The organism is Pseudomonas mohnii, assembly GCF_900105115.1.
Taxonomy (GTDB): Bacteria; Pseudomonadota; Gammaproteobacteria; order Pseudomonadales; family Pseudomonadaceae; genus Aquipseudomonas; species Aquipseudomonas mohnii.
The window spans coordinates 1,718,878-1,737,341 of the sequence record NZ_FNRV01000001.1; the positions used below are offsets into that span (position 1 = coordinate 1,718,878).

Annotated in this window: 18 protein-coding genes; 12 read left to right on the top strand and 6 right to left on the bottom strand. The window is 60.3% G+C overall.

The window, feature by feature from the left end:
* Window positions 1–118: 118 nt before the first annotated feature.
* Window positions 119–487, bottom strand: a complete 369-nt coding sequence (locus BLV61_RS08085; protein ID WP_047531899.1) for a hypothetical protein — start codon at window positions 485–487, stop codon at window positions 119–121.
* Window positions 488–711: 224 nt separating this feature from the next.
* Here BLV61_RS08085 and BLV61_RS08090 point away from each other — a divergent pair, with 224 nt between their 5' ends.
* Together BLV61_RS08090 and BLV61_RS08095 are read left to right on the top strand one after the other, a co-directional pair.
* Window positions 712–2,010 (top strand): serine/threonine protein kinase, encoded by a 1,299-nt coding sequence (locus BLV61_RS08090; RefSeq protein ID WP_090464070.1) that lies wholly within the window; start codon window positions 712–714, stop codon window positions 2,008–2,010.
* Entirely contained in the window at window positions 2,003–2,791 is a 789-nt protein-coding gene (locus BLV61_RS08095; protein WP_047531903.1) for an MlaA family lipoprotein, read from the top strand. The genes BLV61_RS08090 and BLV61_RS08095 overlap by 8 nt, the downstream gene beginning before the upstream one ends.
* A gap of 77 nt (window positions 2,792–2,868) precedes the next feature.
* Here BLV61_RS08095 and BLV61_RS08100 read toward each other — a convergent pair whose 3' ends face one another.
* Window positions 2,869–3,783 carry a DUF808 domain-containing protein gene (locus BLV61_RS08100; protein WP_090464075.1) on the bottom strand — a complete coding sequence of 305 codons (915 nt, stop codon included), beginning with the start codon at window positions 3,781–3,783 and terminating at the stop codon, window positions 2,869–2,871.
* A gap of 134 nt (window positions 3,784–3,917) precedes the next feature.
* Here BLV61_RS08100 and BLV61_RS08105 point away from each other — a divergent pair, with 134 nt between their 5' ends.
* Entirely contained in the window at window positions 3,918–4,523 is a 606-nt protein-coding gene (locus BLV61_RS08105) for a TetR/AcrR family transcriptional regulator (RefSeq protein ID WP_090464078.1), read from the top strand.
* A 109-nt stretch (window positions 4,524–4,632) separates the two neighbouring features.
* Here BLV61_RS08105 and BLV61_RS08110 read toward each other — a convergent pair whose 3' ends face one another.
* Entirely contained in the window at window positions 4,633–5,091 is a 459-nt protein-coding gene (locus BLV61_RS08110) for an REP-associated tyrosine transposase (RefSeq protein ID WP_047531909.1), read from the bottom strand.
* A gap of 194 nt (window positions 5,092–5,285) precedes the next feature.
* Complete coding sequence (locus tag BLV61_RS08115; RefSeq protein WP_090464081.1) at window positions 5,286–5,726, bottom strand: GlcG/HbpS family heme-binding protein; 441 nt, start codon at window positions 5,724–5,726, stop codon at window positions 5,286–5,288.
* A gap of 268 nt (window positions 5,727–5,994) precedes the next feature.
* Between BLV61_RS08115 and gcl the strand changes: the two genes are divergently transcribed.
* From gcl to BLV61_RS08160, 9 genes are all read left to right on the top strand, one after another.
* Window positions 5,995–7,770 carry a glyoxylate carboligase gene (gene gcl, locus BLV61_RS08120; RefSeq protein WP_047531913.1) on the top strand — a complete coding sequence of 592 codons (1,776 nt, stop codon included), beginning with the start codon at window positions 5,995–5,997 and terminating at the stop codon, window positions 7,768–7,770.
* 74 nt (window positions 7,771–7,844) lie between these two features.
* Window positions 7,845–8,627, top strand: a complete 783-nt coding sequence (gene hyi / locus BLV61_RS08125; RefSeq protein ID WP_090464084.1) for a hydroxypyruvate isomerase — start codon at window positions 7,845–7,847, stop codon at window positions 8,625–8,627.
* A 138-nt stretch (window positions 8,628–8,765) separates the two neighbouring features.
* The gene (locus tag BLV61_RS08130; protein WP_047531917.1) at window positions 8,766–9,659 is read left to right on the top strand and encodes a 2-hydroxy-3-oxopropionate reductase; all 894 of its coding nucleotides are present in this window, start codon (window positions 8,766–8,768) and stop codon (window positions 9,657–9,659) included.
* 150 nt (window positions 9,660–9,809) lie between these two features.
* Entirely contained in the window at window positions 9,810–11,084 is a 1,275-nt protein-coding gene (locus tag BLV61_RS08135; protein ID WP_047531919.1) for a glycerate kinase type-2 family protein, read from the top strand.
* Complete coding sequence (gene pyk, locus BLV61_RS08140) at window positions 11,081–12,496, top strand: pyruvate kinase (protein WP_090464088.1); 1,416 nt, start codon at window positions 11,081–11,083, stop codon at window positions 12,494–12,496. Before BLV61_RS08135 ends, pyk begins: the two co-directional genes overlap by 4 nt.
* Before the next feature lie 147 nt (window positions 12,497–12,643).
* Window positions 12,644–13,558, top strand: a complete 915-nt coding sequence (locus BLV61_RS08145; RefSeq protein ID WP_090464094.1) for an urea transporter — start codon at window positions 12,644–12,646, stop codon at window positions 13,556–13,558.
* A 21-nt stretch (window positions 13,559–13,579) separates the two neighbouring features.
* On the top strand, window positions 13,580–14,407 hold the full coding sequence (locus BLV61_RS08150) for an ion transporter (RefSeq protein WP_047531924.1): 828 nt from the start codon (window positions 13,580–13,582) through the stop codon (window positions 14,405–14,407).
* Between the two features lie 103 nt (window positions 14,408–14,510).
* Window positions 14,511–15,506 (top strand): sulfate ABC transporter substrate-binding protein, encoded by a 996-nt coding sequence (locus tag BLV61_RS08155; protein ID WP_090464097.1) that lies wholly within the window; start codon window positions 14,511–14,513, stop codon window positions 15,504–15,506.
* Window positions 15,507–15,929: 423 nt separating this feature from the next.
* Window positions 15,930–17,135: an MFS transporter gene (locus BLV61_RS08160; protein WP_090464101.1), complete on the top strand. Its 1,206-nt coding sequence runs from the start codon at window positions 15,930–15,932 to the stop codon at window positions 17,133–17,135.
* Between the two features lie 87 nt (window positions 17,136–17,222).
* Here BLV61_RS08160 and phnN read toward each other — a convergent pair whose 3' ends face one another.
* Together phnN and BLV61_RS08170 are read right to left on the bottom strand one after the other, a co-directional pair.
* Window positions 17,223–17,786 (bottom strand): phosphonate metabolism protein/1,5-bisphosphokinase (PRPP-forming) PhnN, encoded by a 564-nt coding sequence (phnN, locus tag BLV61_RS08165; protein ID WP_047538973.1) that lies wholly within the window; start codon window positions 17,784–17,786, stop codon window positions 17,223–17,225.
* Window positions 17,787–18,043: 257 nt separating this feature from the next.
* Window positions 18,044–18,451, bottom strand: a complete 408-nt coding sequence (locus tag BLV61_RS08170) for a hypothetical protein (RefSeq protein WP_047531932.1) — start codon at window positions 18,449–18,451, stop codon at window positions 18,044–18,046.
* Between the last annotated feature and the right edge of the window lie 13 nt (window positions 18,452–18,464).

Sequence of the window (18,464 nt, forward strand, 5' to 3'; positions counted from 1 at the left end):
GCGCCTTTATTGGCCTCATCGCGGGCAAGCCACGCTCCCACAGGAATCTTTGTCTTACGTAGACTCCGTATTCACTGAAACCCACTGTGGAGGCGGGCTTGCCCGCGTTGACGATTTATCAGGCAGTGCGCGATGCACGCACCAACCGCAACCCGGCAATCACCACCGCAAAAACAGCCAGGGTCGTGTTGTATAACGCCAGTGCAGGAAACCCGAACACCAGCGCCAGCACCGCCAACCACCAACCTGCCCTCCCCGGCAGCAAGAAGCCGATCACCGCAGCCGCCAACGCACTCCAGCCCAATACATTGAAGTGAATCATCAGACCCAGATTCGAACGGACCTGGCATTCCCAACGACTCGCCTCATCCACGCAGATGCCTACCCATTGCGCATCCTCCATGAAGCCGTAACGCGCGCCATAACTGGCGGCCAGCCATACAGGCAGCAAAACAAGCAGCAAAATCACGGGCAGACGACGGGACATGAAGCACTCCAATAAGCGAAAAACGGCGGCCAGCTTAATCGCCCGACAGCCTTACGCAAGCGCTAACAACAGTTAACTGGTCATTCAATCGCTGCAAAGTGTATCGTCCAGCTACTATTACTTCGAAATTAAGCCTGTTTGGTGCCGATGCGTGGCACTTTGGCGCAAATTCAATGGTCATAGCCTGCGAACTTCATTCGACACCTTTTTTAAGGGATCCAGTCATGCTCCGTTCCTTGCGCTTCGCTGCCCTGTTTGGCGGCCTGATACTAAGTGCGTCCGCAATGGCGGTCGATATCGACGCCGCCAGTTATGGCTACCCCTTGACCAACCCGTTCGAGGCGACCATTGCCACGACGCCACCGGACTTGCGCCCGGAGCTGCCGCTGGACGACGACATCCATCAGTCGGATCGCAGCATGACCTTGCGCCCAGAGCGGGCATTCAGCTTGCCGGACAACTTCTGGGCGGTAAAGAAACTCACTTACCGCATTGCCACCCAGGATAAAGCCGCACCGCTGATCTTCCTGATCGCCGGCACCGGCGCACGCTATGACAGCAGCATTAACGAATACCTGAAAAAGCTCTACTACAAGGCCGGCTATCACGTGGTGCAACTGTCGTCGCCCACCAGCTTCGACTTCATCAGTGCCGCCTCACGCTTCGCCACGCCGGGCATCACCAAGGAAGATGCCGAAGATATGTACCGGGTGATGCAAGCCGTACGTGCACAAAACCCCGGCGTCCCCGTGACCGATTACTACCTGAGCGGCTACAGCCTGGGCGCCCTGGATGCGGCCTTCGTCGCGCACCTGGACGAGACCCGCCGCAGCTTCAACTTCAAGAAAGTCCTTCTGCTCAATCCGCCGGTGAATCTCTACACCTCGATCACCAACCTCGACAAACTGGTGCAGACCGAGGTCAAGGGCATCAACAACACCACCACGTTCTACGAGCTGGTGCTGAACAAACTGACCCGCTACTTCCAGCAAAAAGGCTATATCGATCTCAACGATGCACTGCTCTACGACTTCCAGCAGTCCAAGCAGCACCTGAGCAACGAACAGATGGCCATGTTGATCGGCACTACGTTCCGCTTCTCGGCGGCCGACATTGCCTTCACCTCTGACCTGATCAACCGCCGGGGCCTGATTACCCCACCCAAGTACCCGATCACCGAGGGCACCAGCCTTACGCCTTTCCTTAAGCGCGCACTGCAGTGCGACTTCGACTGCTACATCACCGAACAGGTGATTCCGATGTGGCGCGCCCGCACCGATGGCGGCAGCCTGCTGCAACTGATCGATCAGGTCAGTCTGTACGCGCTGAAGGACTACCTGCACGACAGCCCGAAAATCGCCGTCATGCATAACGCCGACGACGTGATCCTCGGCCCTGGCGACCTCGGCTTCCTACGCAAGACCTTTGGCGATCGCCTGACCCTTTATCCGTTGGGCGGCCATTGCGGCAACCTTAACTACCGCGTCAACAGCGACGCCATGCTGGAGTTCTTCCGTGGCTAAATACCTCCTGCTTATCGCTGCGTTACTCTGTGCAGGCGTGGCCAACGCCGACAACAGCAAAGCCAACGCCCCGGTGGTGGTCGACAGTGACGGCTTCAAAGAGCCCCTGAGCAAACTCAAGATCAACCCAGGCCTGGATCAGCGCGAGTTCGAACGATCCACGCTCAGCGCATTGAACGTGTATGACCCGCTGGAAGAGTGGAACCGCCGCGTCTACCACTTCAACTATCGGTTCGATCAGTGGGTGTTCCTGCCAGTGGTCAACGGCTATCGCTACGTCACACCAGGTTTCTTGCGCACGGGTGTCAGCAACTTCTTCAACAACCTCGGTGATGTTCCGAACCTGCTGAACAGCCTGTTGCAGTTCAAGGGCCAACGTTCGATGGAAATCACCGGGCGACTGCTGCTCAACACTACCATCGGCGTCGCCGGCCTGTGGGATCCAGCCACCGCCATGGGGCTGCCTCGCAAGAACGAAGACTTTGGTCAGACCCTGGGCTTCTATGGCGTGCCAGGCGGTGCGTATTTCGTATTGCCGATCCTTGGCCCGTCGAACCTGCGTGATACCGGCGGACTGGTGGTGGACTTCAGCGCGGAGTCGGCGATCAACTACCTGAACGTCTCAGAAGTCAGCTCCAACCATCCGGAAATCTGGGTGCTGCGCGCCATCGACAAGCGCTACCAGACCAGTTTCCGCTATGGCCAACTGAACTCGCCGTTCGAATACGAGAAGGTACGCTACGTGTACACCGAGTCGCGCAAGTTGCAGATTGCCGAGTAATCCAGGCGCTACAAACGACTGTGGGAGCGAGCTCGCTCCCACAGTCGTAGACGTTTCTGGTGAAAGGAATCCTGGCTTCAGCCCTTCAGCCATTTCCAGACTTTGCTGACAGCCATCACCCCCGCCAACACCACCGCCCCTGCCACAATCCCTGCCGCCGCATTGAGCAACGCCGACACGATAAAACCGGCACCGCCCGCCCCCGCGCCGACCTCCTCGATCCAGTGATGCACCACCGGCACACCATGGGTCAGGATGCCGCCACCGACGAGAAACATCGCCGCCGTGCCGATTACCGACAGACTTTTCATCATGTACGGCGCCGCGCGCAGAATACCGCCACCGATGCGTCTGGCCATCTGCCCTGGCTTTTGCGTCAGCCACAGGCCCAGATCATCGAGCTTGACGATGCCCGCCACGAGCCCGTAGACGCCAATGGTCATGACGATGGCAATGCCCGAGAGCACGATCACTTGCTGGGTCAGCGGCGCACCGGCCACGGTGCCGAGGGTGATGGCAATGATTTCCGCCGACAGGATGAAGTCGGTACGAACGGCGCCCTTGATCTTGTCCTTTTCGAACGCCACCAGGTCGACCGCAGGGTCTGCTACCGCCTCAACCAGTTCGGCGTGCTCGGCCTGGTCTTCAGACGTGCTGTGGAGGAACTTATGGGCGAGTTTCTCGAAACCTTCGAAACACAGGTAAGCACCGCCCACCATCAACAATGGCGTGACCAGCCAGGGAATGAACGCGCTGATGGCCAGCGCCGATGGCACCAGGATCAGCTTGTTGATGAACGAGCCCTTGGCAACCGCCCATACCACCGGAATTTCCCGCTCGGCACGCACACCGCTGACCTGCTGCGCATTGAGCGCCAGATCGTCCCCGAGCACGCCGGCGGTCTTCTTGGCGGCCATCTTGGTCATCAACGCCACGTCATCGAGTACGGCGGCGATGTCGTCGATCAGCACCAGCAAACTGCTTCCTGCCATGAATCGGGTTTCCTTCTTGAATGAATGGCGTGCAGCATAGCGCGGCCGAGTGCCACACGGCGCATTCTTGAGCGCCGCCAAAGGCCGGTGCTACCATGCGCAACCGCCAGAACAGGCAAGGAACCACCTGGTTTATGAGCACTATCCGCGAGCGCAACAAACAACTGATCCTGCGTGCCGCCAGTGAAGAGTTTGCCGACAAAGGCTTCGCTGCGACCAAAACCAGCGACATCGCAGCCAAGGCGGGATTGCCCAAGCCCAACGTCTACTACTATTTCAAATCCAAGGAAAACCTCTACCGCGAGGTTCTGGAAAGCATCATCGAGCCAATCCTGCAGGCTTCGACCCCCTTCAACCCCGAAGGCGTGCCCAGCGAAGTGCTGAGCAACTACATCCGCTCGAAAATCCGCATCTCCCGCGACCTGCCGTTTGCTTCCAAAGTGTTCGCCAGCGAAATCATGCACGGCGCCCCACACCTGAGCGCCGATTTGGTCGAACAGCTCAACAGCCAGGCCAAACACAACATCGACTGCATCCAGACCTGGATCGACCGCGGCCAGATCGCCCCGATCGACCCCAACCACCTGATGTTCAGCATCTGGGCCGCGACCCAGACCTACGCCGACTTCGACTGGCAAATCACCGCCATCACCGGCAAGGCCAAGCTGGATGAAGAAGATTATGAAGCGGCGGCGCAGACGATCATCCGCTTGGTGCTCAAAGGGTGTGAGCCGGACTAGACCGCGGTGCATTTATCGCTAGCAGGCTAGCTCCCACAGGGGATTTGTGAACGCCACAGAACCTGTGTGGGAGCTAGCCTGCTAGCGATGAAGACAACTCGATATGGGCTCAAACCCACTTAGCATCCCACAGCGGATAGTCGCCAAGTTTTTCCACCAGCCCCGCCCGCAACGGATTGGCAACGACGTAGCGTGCCACCTTGACCAGATCCTCCTCCCGTCGCAGCGCCCTGTCATGAAAGCCCTTCTGCCAAAGAGTCATCTTGCGGCCAGTGGATTGATTTACCGCTTTGGTGCTCAGTGATTTGGTTTTTTGCATCAGGTCACCCAACGATCCCTGCTGCAACTCGACCAGCCAATGGAAATGGTCGGGCATGACGACCCAGGCTAGTGAATTCGCAATGCCTTGATGTTGCGCAATTCGGAACTGATTCACCACCAGACGGCCCAGCGTGAAACTCTCGAACACAGGTGTTCGTCGAAACGTGTTGGTGGTCAGAAGATAAATTCGGTTTGATTCGGCGTAGCGACCGCATCGCAAGCGATGTGAAGCAGGTAAATCCGGCATTCCTTTGCCTCTCTCATAAATTGATCATGAAAAGGCTAGCTCGGCGATCTCAGGTGGGATGTATAGACTTTAGCCAGATGTGTCTGGTCGATAGCCATCGCTAGCAGGCTAGCTCCCACAGGGGATTTGTAAACGCCACACAACCCGTGTGGGAGCTAGCCTGCTAGCGATGGCATTAGTTCAGGAGCCGAAGATCAAGCCACTACCCCCGCATCCGCTCTCAACCCCGACGCCTCAATCGCAGTGATCGCACACTGCTCATCGACATCCGACAGATCGCCGCTGATCCCTACCGCCCCCAGCACTTTCCCCTCCTGATCCCGAACCAGCACGCCCCCCGGTGCCGGCACGACGCTGCCTTGCCCCAGGCTGTTCAACGCAGCGATAAACGCCGGGCGTTGTTGCGCGTCCAGCGCCAGCAGGCGCGAGCCTTTGCCCAGCGCAATGGCGCCCCAGGCTTTGCCAATCGCAACGTGTGGGCGCAGCAGGCTGGCGCCGTCTTCGCGTTGCAGGGTGATCAGATGCCCACCGGCATCCAGTACCGCAATGGTCAACGGTGCCGCGCTGATTGCACGCCCCGCGGTGATGGCCTCGTTGACCAGGTTGACTGCGACTTTCAAGGTTAAAGCGCTCATGGTGCCGTCCTCATTTTGTTTTTCGGAAAGCCGTTGGACTGCTTCGATGTACTGCAGCCCGATGCAACAAATAGAACACAATGAATTATATTTTTGTATACAATAATTATCGAAAAGCGCCACATGCGACGAAAAGCCACACTGAATAGGGCTTCCGACGAATGAAACAACCGCTTGAGAAAATGGATTGACCTGCGCCGTCCGCCGTGAATACACTCTGCGCAAAGCCACTTGTATACAATTACAAAACGTAAAGAGGCACAAAACCATGAGCAAAATGAGAGCAATCGAAGCCGCCGTTCTGGTGATGCGCCGCGAAGGGGTTGATACCGCTTTTGGCATCCCCGGTGCCGCCATCAACCCGCTGTACTCCGCCCTGCAAAAGGTCGGCGGCATCGATCACGTCCTCGCCCGCCACGTTGAAGGCGCGTCGCACATGGCCGAGGGCTACACCCGCACCAAGGCCGGCAACATCGGCGTGTGCATCGGCACTTCCGGCCCTGCCGGCACCGACATGGTCACCGGGCTCTACAGCGCCTCGGCCGACTCGATTCCAATCCTGTGCATCACCGGGCAAGCACCCCGCGCCCGTATGCACAAGGAAGACTTCCAGGCTGTCGACATCACCAGCATCGTCAAGCCAGTCACCAAGTGGGCAACCACGGTTCTGGAGCCGGGCCAAGTGCCTTACGCGTTCCAGAAAGCGTTCTACGAAATGCGTTCCGGCCGTCCTGGCCCGGTGCTGATCGACCTGCCGTTCGACGTACAGATGGCCGAAATCGAATTCGATATCGACGCCTACCAGCCACTGCCGCTGGCCAAGCCGACGGCGACCCGTGTTCAGGTCGAGAAGGCGCTGGCCTTGCTCGATCAGGCCGAGCGTCCATTGCTGGTGGCCGGTGGCGGCATCATCAACGCCGATGCCAGCGATCTGTTGGTTGAGTTCGCTGAACTGACCGGCATCCCGGTCATCCCGACCCTGATGGGCTGGGGCACCATCCCGGACGATCACCCGCTGATGGTCGGCATGGTTGGCTTGCAGACTTCGCACCGCTACGGCAACGCCACGATGTTGAAATCCGACGTGGTGCTGGGTATCGGTAACCGCTGGGCCAACCGTCACACCGGTTCGGTGGATGTCTACACCGAAGGCCGCAAGTTCATTCACGTCGATATCGAAGGCACGCAGATCGGCCGCGTGTTCACCCCGGACCTGGGCATCGTTTCCGACGCCGCTGCCGCGCTGACCGTGTTCATCGAAGTCGCTCGCGAATGGCAAGCTGCCGGCAAGCTGAAAAACCGCAGCGCCTGGTTGCAGGATTGCCAGCAGCGCAAGGCCAGCCTGCAACGCAAGACTCACTTCGACAACGTGCCGGTCAAGCCGCAGCGCGTGTATGAAGAGATGAACCAGGTGTTCGGCAAGGACACTTGCTATGTCAGCACCATCGGTCTGTCGCAGATTGCCGGCGCGCAGTTCCTGCACGTCTACAAGCCACGTCACTGGATCAACTGCGGTCAGGCCGGCCCGTTGGGCTGGACCATTCCGGCGGCGCTGGGCGTGGTCAAGGCCGACCCGGACCGCAAGGTTGTCGCGCTGTCGGGCGACTATGATTTCCAGTTCATGATCGAAGAACTGGCCGTGGGCGCGCAGTTCAAGCTGCCCTACATCCACGTCGTGGTGAACAACTCGTACCTGGGGTTGATCCGTCAGGCGCAGCGCGGCTTCGACATGGACTACTGCGTGCAGCTGTCCTTCGATAACCTGAACGCGCCGGAACTCAACGGCTACGGTGTCGACCACGTCGCGGTTGCCGAAGGCCTTGGCTGCAAGGCGCTGCGCGTGTTCGAACCGGCTCAGATCCAGCCTGCCCTGCGCAAGGCCCAGGAGCTGATCGAAGAGTTCAAGGTGCCGGTAATCGTTGAGATTATCCTGGAGCGCGTGACCAACATTTCCATGGGTACAGAGATCAACGCCGTCAACGAATTCGAAGACCTGGCGCTGGTCGGCAACGACGCACCGACGGCGATTTCGTTGCTTGATTGACTATTGATCGTTCCATTGTAGGAGCCAGCAAGCCGGCTCCTACAGGGGGCACTCACAGATTTACGGAGACCACCATGCCGCGTTTCGCAGCCAACCTGTCCATGCTGTTCACTGAACAGGATTTCCTCGCCCGCTTCGAAGCCGCCGCCAAGGCCGGTTTCACTGGCGTGGAATACCTGTTTCCGTACGACTTCAGCTCCGCCGAAATCAAGGCCAAGCTCGACGCAAACGGTCTGACCCAAGTGCTGTTCAACCTGCCGGCCGGTGACTGGGCCAAGGGCGAACGCGGCATTGCCTGCCTGCCGGACCGGGTCGAAGAGTTCCGCGCCGGCGTCGACCTGGCGATCGCGTACGCACAAGTACTGGGTAACACCCAAGTCAACTGCCTGGCCGGGATTCGCCCACAAGGCATAGACGATGCCACCGTGGAAAAAACCTTCGTCGCCAATCTCAAGTACGCGGCCGACAAGCTGCAGGCGGCGGGCATCAAACTGGTGATGGAAGCGATCAACACCCGCGACATCCCGGGCTTCTACCTGAACAACACGGCGCAAGCCCTGTCGATTCGCGAGCAGGTCGGCAGCGCCAACCTGTTCCTGCAATACGACATCTATCACATGCAAATCATGGAAGGCGATCTGGCCCGCACCCTGCAATCGCACCTGGCCGAGATCAACCACGTGCAGCTCGCGGACAACCCGGGGCGTCACGAACCAGGCACCGGTGAAATCAACTACCGCTTCCTGTTCGAACACCTGGACCGTATCGGCTATCAGGGCTGGGTCGGCTGCGAATACAAGCCGTTGACCACCACTGAAGCGGGCCTGGGCTGGTTGAAAACCCATAACGCGATTTGACCTATTACCTGTAGGAGCGAGCCTGCTCGCGAAGATCGATCAGACGCCGCGTTTTATTCAGGCAACACGCGTTTTTCGTTGAGTTTTTCGCGAGCAAGTTCGCTCCTACAAAAAGCACAAAAACAAGAGGATTTTCTCATGGCTAAAATCGGATTTATCGGCACCGGCATCATGGGCCACCCAATGGCGGCGAACCTGCAGAAAGCCGGTCACAGCCTGTTCCTGTCGGCACACCACGACGCCGCGCCCGCCGACCTGGTCGCCGCTGGCGCCGTTGCCCTGGCGAACCCGAAAGAAGTGGCCCAGGAAGCCGAATTCATCATCGTCATGGTGCCGGATACCCCACAGGTCGATGACGTGCTGTTCCGCGCCGATGGCGTTGCCGCCGGCGTTGGCAAAGGCAAAATCGTGATCGACATGAGCTCGATCTCGCCGACCGCCACCAAGGCTTTCGCTGCCAAGGTCAACGAGAAAGGCGCCCAGTACCTCGACGCGCCTGTGTCCGGCGGTGAAGTCGGCGCCAAGGCGGCGACCCTGAGCATCATGGTCGGTGGCGACGCCGATGCCTTCGAACGCGCCTTGCCGCTGTTCCAGGCCATGGGCAAGAACATCACCCTGGTCGGTGGCAATGGTGATGGCCAAACCGCGAAAGTGGCGAACCAGATCATCGTGGCGCTGAACATCCAGGCCGTGGCCGAAGCCCTGCTGTTCGCCTCGAAAAACGGTGCCGATCCAGCCAAGGTGCGTGAAGCGCTGATGGGCGGTTTCGCTTCGTCGAAAATCCTCGAAGTGCACGGCGAGCGCATGATCAAGGGCACCTTCGATCCGGGCTTCCGCATCAGCCTGCACCAGAAGGACCTGAACCTGGCCCTGCAAGGCGCCAAGGAGCTGAACATCAACCTGCCGAACACCGCCAACACCCAGCAAGTGTTCAGCACCTGCGCGGCCATCGGAGGCAGCAACTGGGATCACTCGGCACTGATCAAAGGCCTGGAGCACATGGCGAACTTCTCGATTCGCGATAAGAAGTAAGCCCCGCCTGACCTGTGGGAGCCAGCCTGCTGGCGATGAAGTCGACCCAGTGTGTCTGATAGACCTCGGCGCCTGAATCGCCAGCAGGCTGGCTCCCACAAGGATCCGGGTTGCTCCACCTCCAATAACAAGAAAATCCGGGAGCCCGCCATGTCGGTCGATCCGCAACAATTCCTGCGCGAGCTGTTCGCCACAGCCATCGACGCCGCCCATCCGCAGCAAGTCCTCGAAGCCCATTTGCCCAAAGATCGCAGCGGTCGGGTGATCGTCATCGGCGCCGGCAAAGCCGCGGCTGCCATGGCCCAGGTGGTCGAGCGCTGCTGGCAGGGCGAAGTGTCCGGCCTGGTCGTGACGCGTTACGGTCACGGCGCGCCCTGCGAAAAAATCGAAGTGGTCGAAGCCGCGCACCCGGTACCGGATGCAGCCGGCCAGGCCGTGGCCAAACGGGTATTTGAACTGGTCAGCAACCTGACCGAAGCCGACCGGGTGATCTTCCTGCTCTCGGGCGGAGGGTCGGCCTTGCTCGCCCTGCCCGCCGCCGGCATCACCCTGGCCGACAAGCAGTCGATCAACAAAGCCCTGCTCAAATCCGGCGCGACCATCGGCGAGATGAACTGCGTGCGCAAGCACCTCTCGGCGATCAAGGGCGGTCGCCTGGGCAAGGCCTGCTGGCCCGCCACTGTCTATACCTACGCGATTTCCGATGTACCGGGCGACCTCGCCACGGTCATCGCTTCCGGCCCCACCGTGGCCGATCCGAGCACTTCGGCCGAGGCCCTGGCGATTCTCAAGCGCTACGCCATTGAAGTTCCGGCGTCCGTGCGCACTTGGCTGCAAAGCCCGGAATCGGAGACGGTCAAGCCCGGCGATCCAAGCCTGGCCCGCAGTCATTTCCAGTTGATCGCCCGCCCGCAACAATCGCTGGAGGCAGCGGCCGTGAAATGCCGCCAGGCCGGCTTCAGCCCGTTGATCCTCGGCGACCTGGAAGGCGAATCCCGCGAGGTGGCCAAAGTCCACGCCGGCATCGCCCGCCAAGTGGTCCTGCACGGCCAGCCATTGCCGGCGCCGTGCGTGATTCTCTCGGGTGGCGAAACCACCGTGACCGTGCGTGGCAATGGCCGGGGCGGACGCAACGCCGAATTCCTGCTCAGCCTGACCGACAGCCTCAAGGGCCTGCCCGGTGTCTACGCGCTGGCCGGTGACACCGATGGCATCGACGGTTCCGAAGACAACGCCGGCGCGATCATGACCCCGGACAGTTACGAGCGTGCCACTGCCCTGGGCTTGAGCGCCAGCGACGAGTTGGACAACAACAATGGTTACGGCTACTTCGAGGCGCTGGACGCACTGATCGTCACCGAGCCGACCCGCACCAACGTCAACGACTTCCGCGCCATTCTGATTCTCGAGAGCCCAAAACCATGACGCCTGATAAAAAGGTCAAAATCCTCGCCACCCTCGGCCCTGCCACTGACGGAATCGACGACATCCGCGAGCTGGTGCAGGCCGGGGTCAACATCTTCCGCCTGAACTTCAGCCACGGCGATCACGCCGACCACGCCCAGCGCTATCAGTGGATCCGTGAAGTCGAGCGTCAGCTGAATTACCCGCTGGGCATCCTGATGGACCTGCAAGGCCCGAAACTGCGGGTCGGCAAGTTCGCCGAGGGCAAGGTGCAACTGGTACGCGGCCAGGCCCTGCGCCTGGACCTCGACACCACGCCGGGCGATGAGCGCCGGGTCAACCTGCCGCACCCGGAAATCATCGCCGCGCTGGAGCCGGGCATGGACCTGCTGCTGGACGACGGCAAGCTGCGCCTGCGGGTGGTCACCCAATACGCCGACGCCATCGACACCACCGTGCTCAATGGCGGCGAACTGTCGGATCGCAAAGGGGTGAACGTGCCGCAAGCGGTGCTCGACCTGAGCCCGTTGACCGCCAAGGATCGCCGCGACTTGAGCTTCGGTCTCGAACTCGGTGTGGACTGGGTGGCACTGTCGTTCGTGCAACGGCCGGACGACATCCGCGAAGCCCGCGCCCTGATCGGCGACAGAGCGTTCTTGATGGCCAAGATCGAGAAACCGTCGGCGGTCACCCAACTGCGGGAAATCGCCGAGTTAAGCGACGCGATCATGGTTGCCCGCGGCGACCTCGGCGTGGAGGTGCCGGCCGAAAGCGTGCCGCAGATCCAGAAAAACATCATCAGCACGTGTCGCCAGCTCGGTAAACCGGTGGTGGTGGCAACGCAGATGCTCGAGTCGATGCGTTTCTCGCCGGCCCCAACCCGCGCCGAAGTCACAGACGTGGCCAACGCCGTGGCCGAAGGTGCGGACGCGGTGATGCTGTCGGCGGAAACCGCCTCCGGCGAATACCCGCTGGAAGCCGTGCAGATGATGAGCAAAATCATCCGTCAGGTGGAAAACGGGCCGGACTACCAGACCCAGCTGGACGTTAGCCGACCGAAAGCCGAAGCGACCGTTTCCGATGCGATCAGCTGCGCGATCCGTCGCATCAGCAATGTGCTGCCGGTGGCGGTGCTGGTCAATTACAGCGAGTCCGGCGCGTCGACCCTGCGGGCGGCACGGGAGCGGCCGACGGTGCCGATCCTCAACCTGACGCCGAACCTGCAAACCGCCCGTCGCCTGAGCGTGGCATGGGGCGTGCACTCGGTGGTCAACGATCGCCTGCGCCAGGTCGATGAAGTCTGCTCGACGGCGCTGGAGATCGCCCAGGCCCAGGGCATGGCCCAGCGTGGCGACACGTTGTTGATCACGGCGGGTGTGCCGTTTGGGCAGCCGGGATCGACTAACTCTTTGCGCATCGAGACGTTGATCTAGAGCGCCCATACCGGCCTCATCGCCAGCCGGCTGGCTCACACATGGGTTTTGTGTCGATCACGAAATCAATACTGAACAGAGATTCAGTGTGGGAGCCAGCCGGCTGGCGATGCCGGGGACTCGGTTTCATTGACTTTCAGAACTGCCATGCCTGCCAACCACTTCAACACCCATTGCCCCGATTGGGCGACGGCCTTGCTCAACGGCTTCAGTCAGATATTCCTCCAGCGTCATCCGCTGTTCGGTCTGCTGTGCCTGCTCGCCATTCTGTTTACCGCACCCGCCCTGCTCGGCGGCGCGCTGCTCGGCGGCGTCGCCGGGTTACTCACCGCGCAACGTCGTGGCTACGCCAAGGCCGATCGCCAGGCCGGGCTGTTCAGTTACAACGGCGTTTTGCTCGGGTTGTTGCTGAGCCTCTATTTCCCCTGGTCGGCCATGCTGCCGCTGGTGATCATCGCCTGCGGCGGGCTGAGCGCGATGCTCACTCAACAGTGGCTCAAGCGTGCCCGGCTCAGCCAATGCCTGCCCGCCTATACCGCACCCTTCGTGGTCTTGAGCTGGGTGTTGCTGTGCTTTGCTACGCCCTCGACCCAGGCGCACTTGATCGAAATCAACACGCTGAACATGCTCGCTGCACCACTCAAAGGCTTCGGCCAGGTGATGTTCCTCGGTCAGCCGCTGGCCGGTGCGATCATCGCCGCCGGCTTGCTGATGGCTGACCGTCGCGCATTCTGCTGGGCGTTGTTGGCATCTGTCGCGGGCATGGGCTGGAGCCTGCTGCACCATGACTTCTATACCGCGCTGCTCGGCCTCGGTGGCTATAACGCCGTGCTCGTCGCCCTCGCCTTCAGTGCGCATCGCCAGCAGCCGTGGCTACCACTGGCCGGCATTGCATTGGCGCTGCTGCTGACGCCGGTGTTCGCCGCGATCGGTCTGCCCACGCTGACCGCGCCGTTCATCCTCGCCGGCTGGCTGGTCCGTTCGGTTGCTCAAGTGTTCGGCAACACCATGGATGCCTCGGTGCCTTGCGTTCCCGGGGAGAATCGACCTAGGCTGCGCTGATTCTCGAGTCAGGCGTTATCCATGGACAGCAGCACTAAAAATTGGCGTGAACAACTCTACGTCATGGTTTTCCAGACCGACACCAAAGCCGGTCGGCGTTTCGACGGCATTTTGCTGTTGATCATCCTCGCCAGCCTGGTGGTCGTGATGCTCGACAGCATCGATGCGGTGCACCAGAACTACGCCGATCTACTGGCGTATATCGAATGGGGTTTCACGGTCATCTTCGCCATCGAATATGGCCTGCGCCTGTACTGTTCGCCCAAGCCGCTGCGCTACGCCTTCAGCTTTTATGGCCTGGTGGATTTGCTGGCCATCGTACCCGGCGTCCTCGCGCTGTATTACAGCGATGCGCAGTACCTGCTGATTATCCGGATCATCCGGATGCTGCGGATTTTCCGCGTACTCAAGCTCAGCCCTTACCTGAAACAAGCCAACTACCTGATGTCCGCCCTGCGCGGCAGCAAGCAGAAAATCGTGGTATTCCTGGTTAGCGTCTGCACCCTGGTAACGGTGTTCGGTACGCTGATGTACGTGATCGAAGGCCCGGAACATGGCTTCACCAGCATTCCCAAAGGCATCTATTGGGCTATCGTGACCCTGACCACCGTAGGCTTCGGCGATATCGTGCCGAAGACGCCGCTGGGACAGGTGGTTTCCTCGCTGGTAATGATCACCGGTTACTCGATCATCGCCGTGCCGACCGGTATTTTTACTGCCGAACTGGCCAATGCCATGCGTGGCGACACCCTGCAACACCCTTGCCCGGTGTGTCGGAAAAACAGCCACGAACCCGACGCGGCGTTCTGCTCTCGTTGCGGCAATGCATTGTTCAAAAAACTGGAATAAGCAAAGCACTTTTTAATCTTTAAAGGTCTATGCGCGCCCGGCTATAGTCGCTGGCAAATTGCCTCACTTTTTAAAAACAAACTTTCAGAACAAGGATTTCGCAGTGAAAAAACTCTTTGGCGCCTCACTTCTGGCCGCTGGCCTGGCACTGACCAGTGTGGTTCAGGCCGCACCGACCCTGCTCAACGTGTCCTACGACGTGATGCGCGATTTCTACAAGGACTACAACACTGCGTTCCAGAAACACTGGCAAGCCGAACACAACGAAAACATCACCCTGCAGATGTCCTTCGGCGGCTCCAGCAAACAGGCGCGCTCGGTCATCGACGGCCTGCCGGCTGACGTCATCACCATGAACATGGCCACCGACATCAATGCCCTGGCGGACAACGGCAAACTGGTCCCGGACAACTGGGTGACGCGCCTGCCGAATAACAGCGCGCCGTTTACCTCGGCCACCGTGTTCATCGTCCGCAAGGGCAACCCGAAAGCCCTGAAGGATTGGCCGGACCTGCTCAAGGATGGCGTGCAAGTGATCGTGCCTAACCCGAAAACCTCGGGTAACGGCCGCTACACCTACCTGTCGGCGTGGGGCTACGTGCTGAAAAACGGCGGCGACGAGAACAAGGCCAAAGCCTTCGTCGGCAAACTGTTCAAACAGGCGCCAGTACTCGATACCGGTGGTCGTGCCGCGACCACCACGTTCATGACCAACCAGATCGGCGATGTGCTGGTGACCTTCGAAAACGAAGCGGAAATGATCGCCCGCGAGTTCGGCCGCGACCAGTTTGAAGTCATCTACCCGAGCGTCTCCGCCGAAGCCGAGCCGCCGGTGTCGGTGGTCGACAAAACCGTCGACAAGAAAGGCACCCGCGCCGCCGCCGAGGAGTACCTGAAGTACCTGTGGTCGCCGGAAGGCCAGGAAATCGCCGCCGCCAACTACCTGCGCCCGCGTGACCCGGCCGTGCTGGCCAAGTACACCGACCGCTTCCCGAAAGTCGACTTCCTCTCGGTGGAGAAGACCTTCGGCGACTGGCGCACCGTGCAGAAAACCCACTTCAATGATGGCGGGGTTTTCGATCAGATTTATGCGCAGTAAACCCTGGCAGTAATGAAAAAGGCGACCTCAACAGGTCGCCTTTTTCGTTGTACACCGCCAACCCTCTGTAGGAGCGAGCCTGCTCGCGAAAAACCCAAGTGCGCCACTGGTCATCCGTATTTTCGCGAAAAAACTCGCTCCTGTTGGGCTTGCCATTTCAGCTCAAATTGCCGCAGAAAATCATGGACCTGACTTTCGCTAAAGTCAGGAAGTGAAGCGGCGAACATAAGCATGCTATCGAACAGGATGTAAGTGAATGTATCATCAGCCCTCAAGATTTCGACGCAAGGTTCACGGGCCGACGGCACAGGATCCCGTCACTCATTCCGCAATGAAATGAGTGCTATCACTCCAACCACTCTTCTGCCATACCGGTCAGGCCATTAGCCTGCGCGCATTCCCTTTTGTTCAGCGAGACACGTTATGAACCCAGCGACCCAGGCGCCCCACGGCACCGCGACAATGACCCGAGGCATGGTGCTGCTGTTCGCTTTCTGTTGTGGCGCCATCGTGGCCAATATTTATTACGCCCAACCCATTATCGGTCTGATCGCGCCAGATATCGGCCTGACCAACACCATGGCCAGCCTGATCGTTTCGTTGACCCAGATCGGTTATGCGCTGGGCCTGTTCTTCCTGGTACCACTGGGTGATTTGCTCGAGAATCGCCGGCTGATGATCATCACCACAGTGGTGGCGATTGCCAGTCTGCTGGGCGCGGCGTTTACCGCTCAGCCGAACGTGTTTTTGCTGATTTCGCTGCTGGTGGGCTTCAGTTCAGTGTCGGTGCAGATCCTGATTCCACTGGCCGCGCATTTGGCGCCGGAAGAGTCTCGCGGTCGTGTGGTCGGCGGGATCATGGGCGGTTTGCTGCTGGGGATTCTGCTGGCGCGGCCGGTCTCCAGCGTGGTGGCGGACCATTTCGGCTGGCGGGCGATGTTTGTCATCGCGGCGCTGTTGATGGTCGCCATCAGCATCGTGCTGGCCCTGACCATCCCCAAGCGCCAACCCGATCACAGTGCTTCTTATGGGCAGCTGTTGGGCTCGCTGTGGACGCTGTTGCGTAAACAACCGGTGTTGCGTCAGCGCGCGTTTTACCAGGGGTGTATGTTCGCCACGTTCAGCCTGTTCTGGACCGCAGTGCCACTGGAGCTGGCGCGCAACCATGGCCTGTCGCAAAGCCAGATTGCGATCTTCGCGCTGGTCGGTGCCATCGGCGCCATCGCCGCGCCCATCGCCGGTCGTCTGGCCGATGCCGGCCACACCCGCGTCGCGTCCTTGCTGGCCCTGTTGTTTGCCAGCCTGAGCTTCCTGCCGGCCTTCATTCATCCGGCCTACAGCGTTATCGGTCTGGCGGTGACCGGCGTGGTACTCGATTTTTGCGTGCAGATGAACATGGTCCTCGGCCAACGCGCGGTCTACGCTCTCGACGCCAAAAGCCGTAGCCGACTCAATGCGCTGTACATGACCAGCATCTTCATCGGCGGTGCGTTCGGTTCGTCGGTGGCGAGCCTGGTGTACGAACAAGGTGGCTGGTTGTGGATCGTGGTGGTTGGCAGTGCGTTTCCGGTGTTGGCGTTACTGCGGTTTTTGACGGTGTCAAAACAACCTTCCCTGGCCATGGCCTGAATGGCCACGGAGTTGGCCAATGGCACCGTCAGGACTTGCTGACAAAAGCGCTCTGAATTAACCCGACCTGCGCCAACATCATCGGGCTCACGCGCTTGATTTGTCGATGCAGACCAGCAGGCGTTCAACCGTGTAATCCAGCGGTCCGGAGTTGTCGAGCAGATGCACGGCGGGCTCGCTATCGGCCAGCAAGCGCTCATTGAAACGGGCATTGCGGGCCAGTCGGCGATCGATCTCGACCACCGATTCACGCCCGCGCGCCAGCAGGCGCTGGCGCAACACGGCCAGATCCACGGTCAGCAAGAGCACGACCAGGTCGGGATAACGCTCGCGAGTGTTCTGCAGGTGCCCGCGAGAGCCATTGACTAGCACGTCCTCCCCTGCCGCCAGCCAGTCGTCGATGTCGCGCGGAATGCCATAGGCCAGGCCGTTAGCGTGCCAGCTCAGGGCAAAGGCGCCCCGGGCCTCCATTTCGGCGAACTGTTGCATGCTGACACCCAGCGCCGATTCCCCCACCGCTTCCGCCGAGCGAGTGATGACCCGCCGCACGATTCGGCAGCCACGTTCGGTAAGCCGTGCTCGTGCGGCCTCCAGCAGGCTGTCCTTGCCTGAGCCGGAAGGTCCGATGAGATAGATCAACCTGCCCGCCATCAAAATACCTTCTTGCATGTCGCCTGACTCGTTGTACCCACGGCAGCCCGTCCGGACAAAGGGCTGCACGCGAAACCCGTGCATGCTCGCCACGACTGTTCAACCCCGGCCGCCACGTCGAAGGCCGCCACATTACTCCAGTGCAATCCGCCGCGCACGGGGTTCGGGGCTCCGTCCATCCGGCGTTGAAGTCGTCTGACGCTCTGTAGTCGCCAGCAGGGCGCACAAAAAAGGCGACCTCTAAGGTCGCCTTTGCGTCACTGCCCGAATTGCCGCCCCAAACCGCCCGGCACACCGTGGATATCCGTCTCTTCCCACGGCCCTTTCGGGCTGATCGAGCGGCTCCAGCCGTTATCCCAGCGGTAGTAGGTGCGCTGGCGGTAGAACGTGTTCGGTTGATCATCGAGCACATAGACACCCAGTTTCGGGTCCCAATGACTGTTGCCACCCGGCGGTGGCGCGAAGCTGGCCGAGGTACGTGGCAGCGGTTTCGCGGGTTTGGCCGGGGTGGTCGATTTACCCGGCGCGGTCGAAGGCGCCGGCTTGGTGCCCGGCTGCGACGACGGGATCGGTGGCGGGGTCTGATGTTCGGGTGGCCGTTGGACCGCACAAGCGCTCAGCCCCAAAACAACGCTGAGCAAGGTGATACGAGCGATGGCGGTCATGGTGGCGTTTCCT

Bases quoted from the DNA above. Each gene is read 5' to 3' on its own strand.
- BLV61_RS08085 (WP_047531899.1), bottom strand. From the start codon at position 487: ATGTCCCGTCGTCTGCCCGTGATTTTGCTGCTTGTTTTGCTGCCTGTA.
- BLV61_RS08090 (WP_090464070.1), top strand. From the start codon at position 712: ATGCTCCGTTCCTTGCGCTTCGCTGCCCTGTTTGGCGGCCTGATACTA.
- BLV61_RS08100 (WP_090464075.1), bottom strand. From the start codon at position 3,783: ATGGCAGGAAGCAGTTTGCTGGTGCTGATCGACGACATCGCCGCCGTA.
- BLV61_RS08105 (WP_090464078.1), top strand. From the start codon at position 3,918: ATGAGCACTATCCGCGAGCGCAACAAACAACTGATCCTGCGTGCCGCC.
- BLV61_RS08110 (WP_047531909.1), bottom strand. From the start codon at position 5,091: ATGCCGGATTTACCTGCTTCACATCGCTTGCGATGCGGTCGCTACGCC.
- BLV61_RS08115 (WP_090464081.1), bottom strand. From the start codon at position 5,726: ATGAGCGCTTTAACCTTGAAAGTCGCAGTCAACCTGGTCAACGAGGCC.
- gcl (WP_047531913.1), top strand. From the start codon at position 5,995: ATGAGCAAAATGAGAGCAATCGAAGCCGCCGTTCTGGTGATGCGCCGC.
- hyi (WP_090464084.1), top strand. From the start codon at position 7,845: ATGCCGCGTTTCGCAGCCAACCTGTCCATGCTGTTCACTGAACAGGAT.
- BLV61_RS08130 (WP_047531917.1), top strand. From the start codon at position 8,766: ATGGCTAAAATCGGATTTATCGGCACCGGCATCATGGGCCACCCAATG.
- BLV61_RS08135 (WP_047531919.1), top strand. From the start codon at position 9,810: ATGTCGGTCGATCCGCAACAATTCCTGCGCGAGCTGTTCGCCACAGCC.
- pyk (WP_090464088.1), top strand. From the start codon at position 11,081: ATGACGCCTGATAAAAAGGTCAAAATCCTCGCCACCCTCGGCCCTGCC.
- BLV61_RS08145 (WP_090464094.1), top strand. From the start codon at position 12,644: ATGCCTGCCAACCACTTCAACACCCATTGCCCCGATTGGGCGACGGCC.
- BLV61_RS08150 (WP_047531924.1), top strand. From the start codon at position 13,580: ATGGACAGCAGCACTAAAAATTGGCGTGAACAACTCTACGTCATGGTT.
- BLV61_RS08160 (WP_090464101.1), top strand. From the start codon at position 15,930: ATGAACCCAGCGACCCAGGCGCCCCACGGCACCGCGACAATGACCCGA.
- phnN (WP_047538973.1), bottom strand. From the start codon at position 17,786: ATGGCGGGCAGGTTGATCTATCTCATCGGACCTTCCGGCTCAGGCAAG.
- BLV61_RS08170 (WP_047531932.1), bottom strand. From the start codon at position 18,451: ATGACCGCCATCGCTCGTATCACCTTGCTCAGCGTTGTTTTGGGGCTG.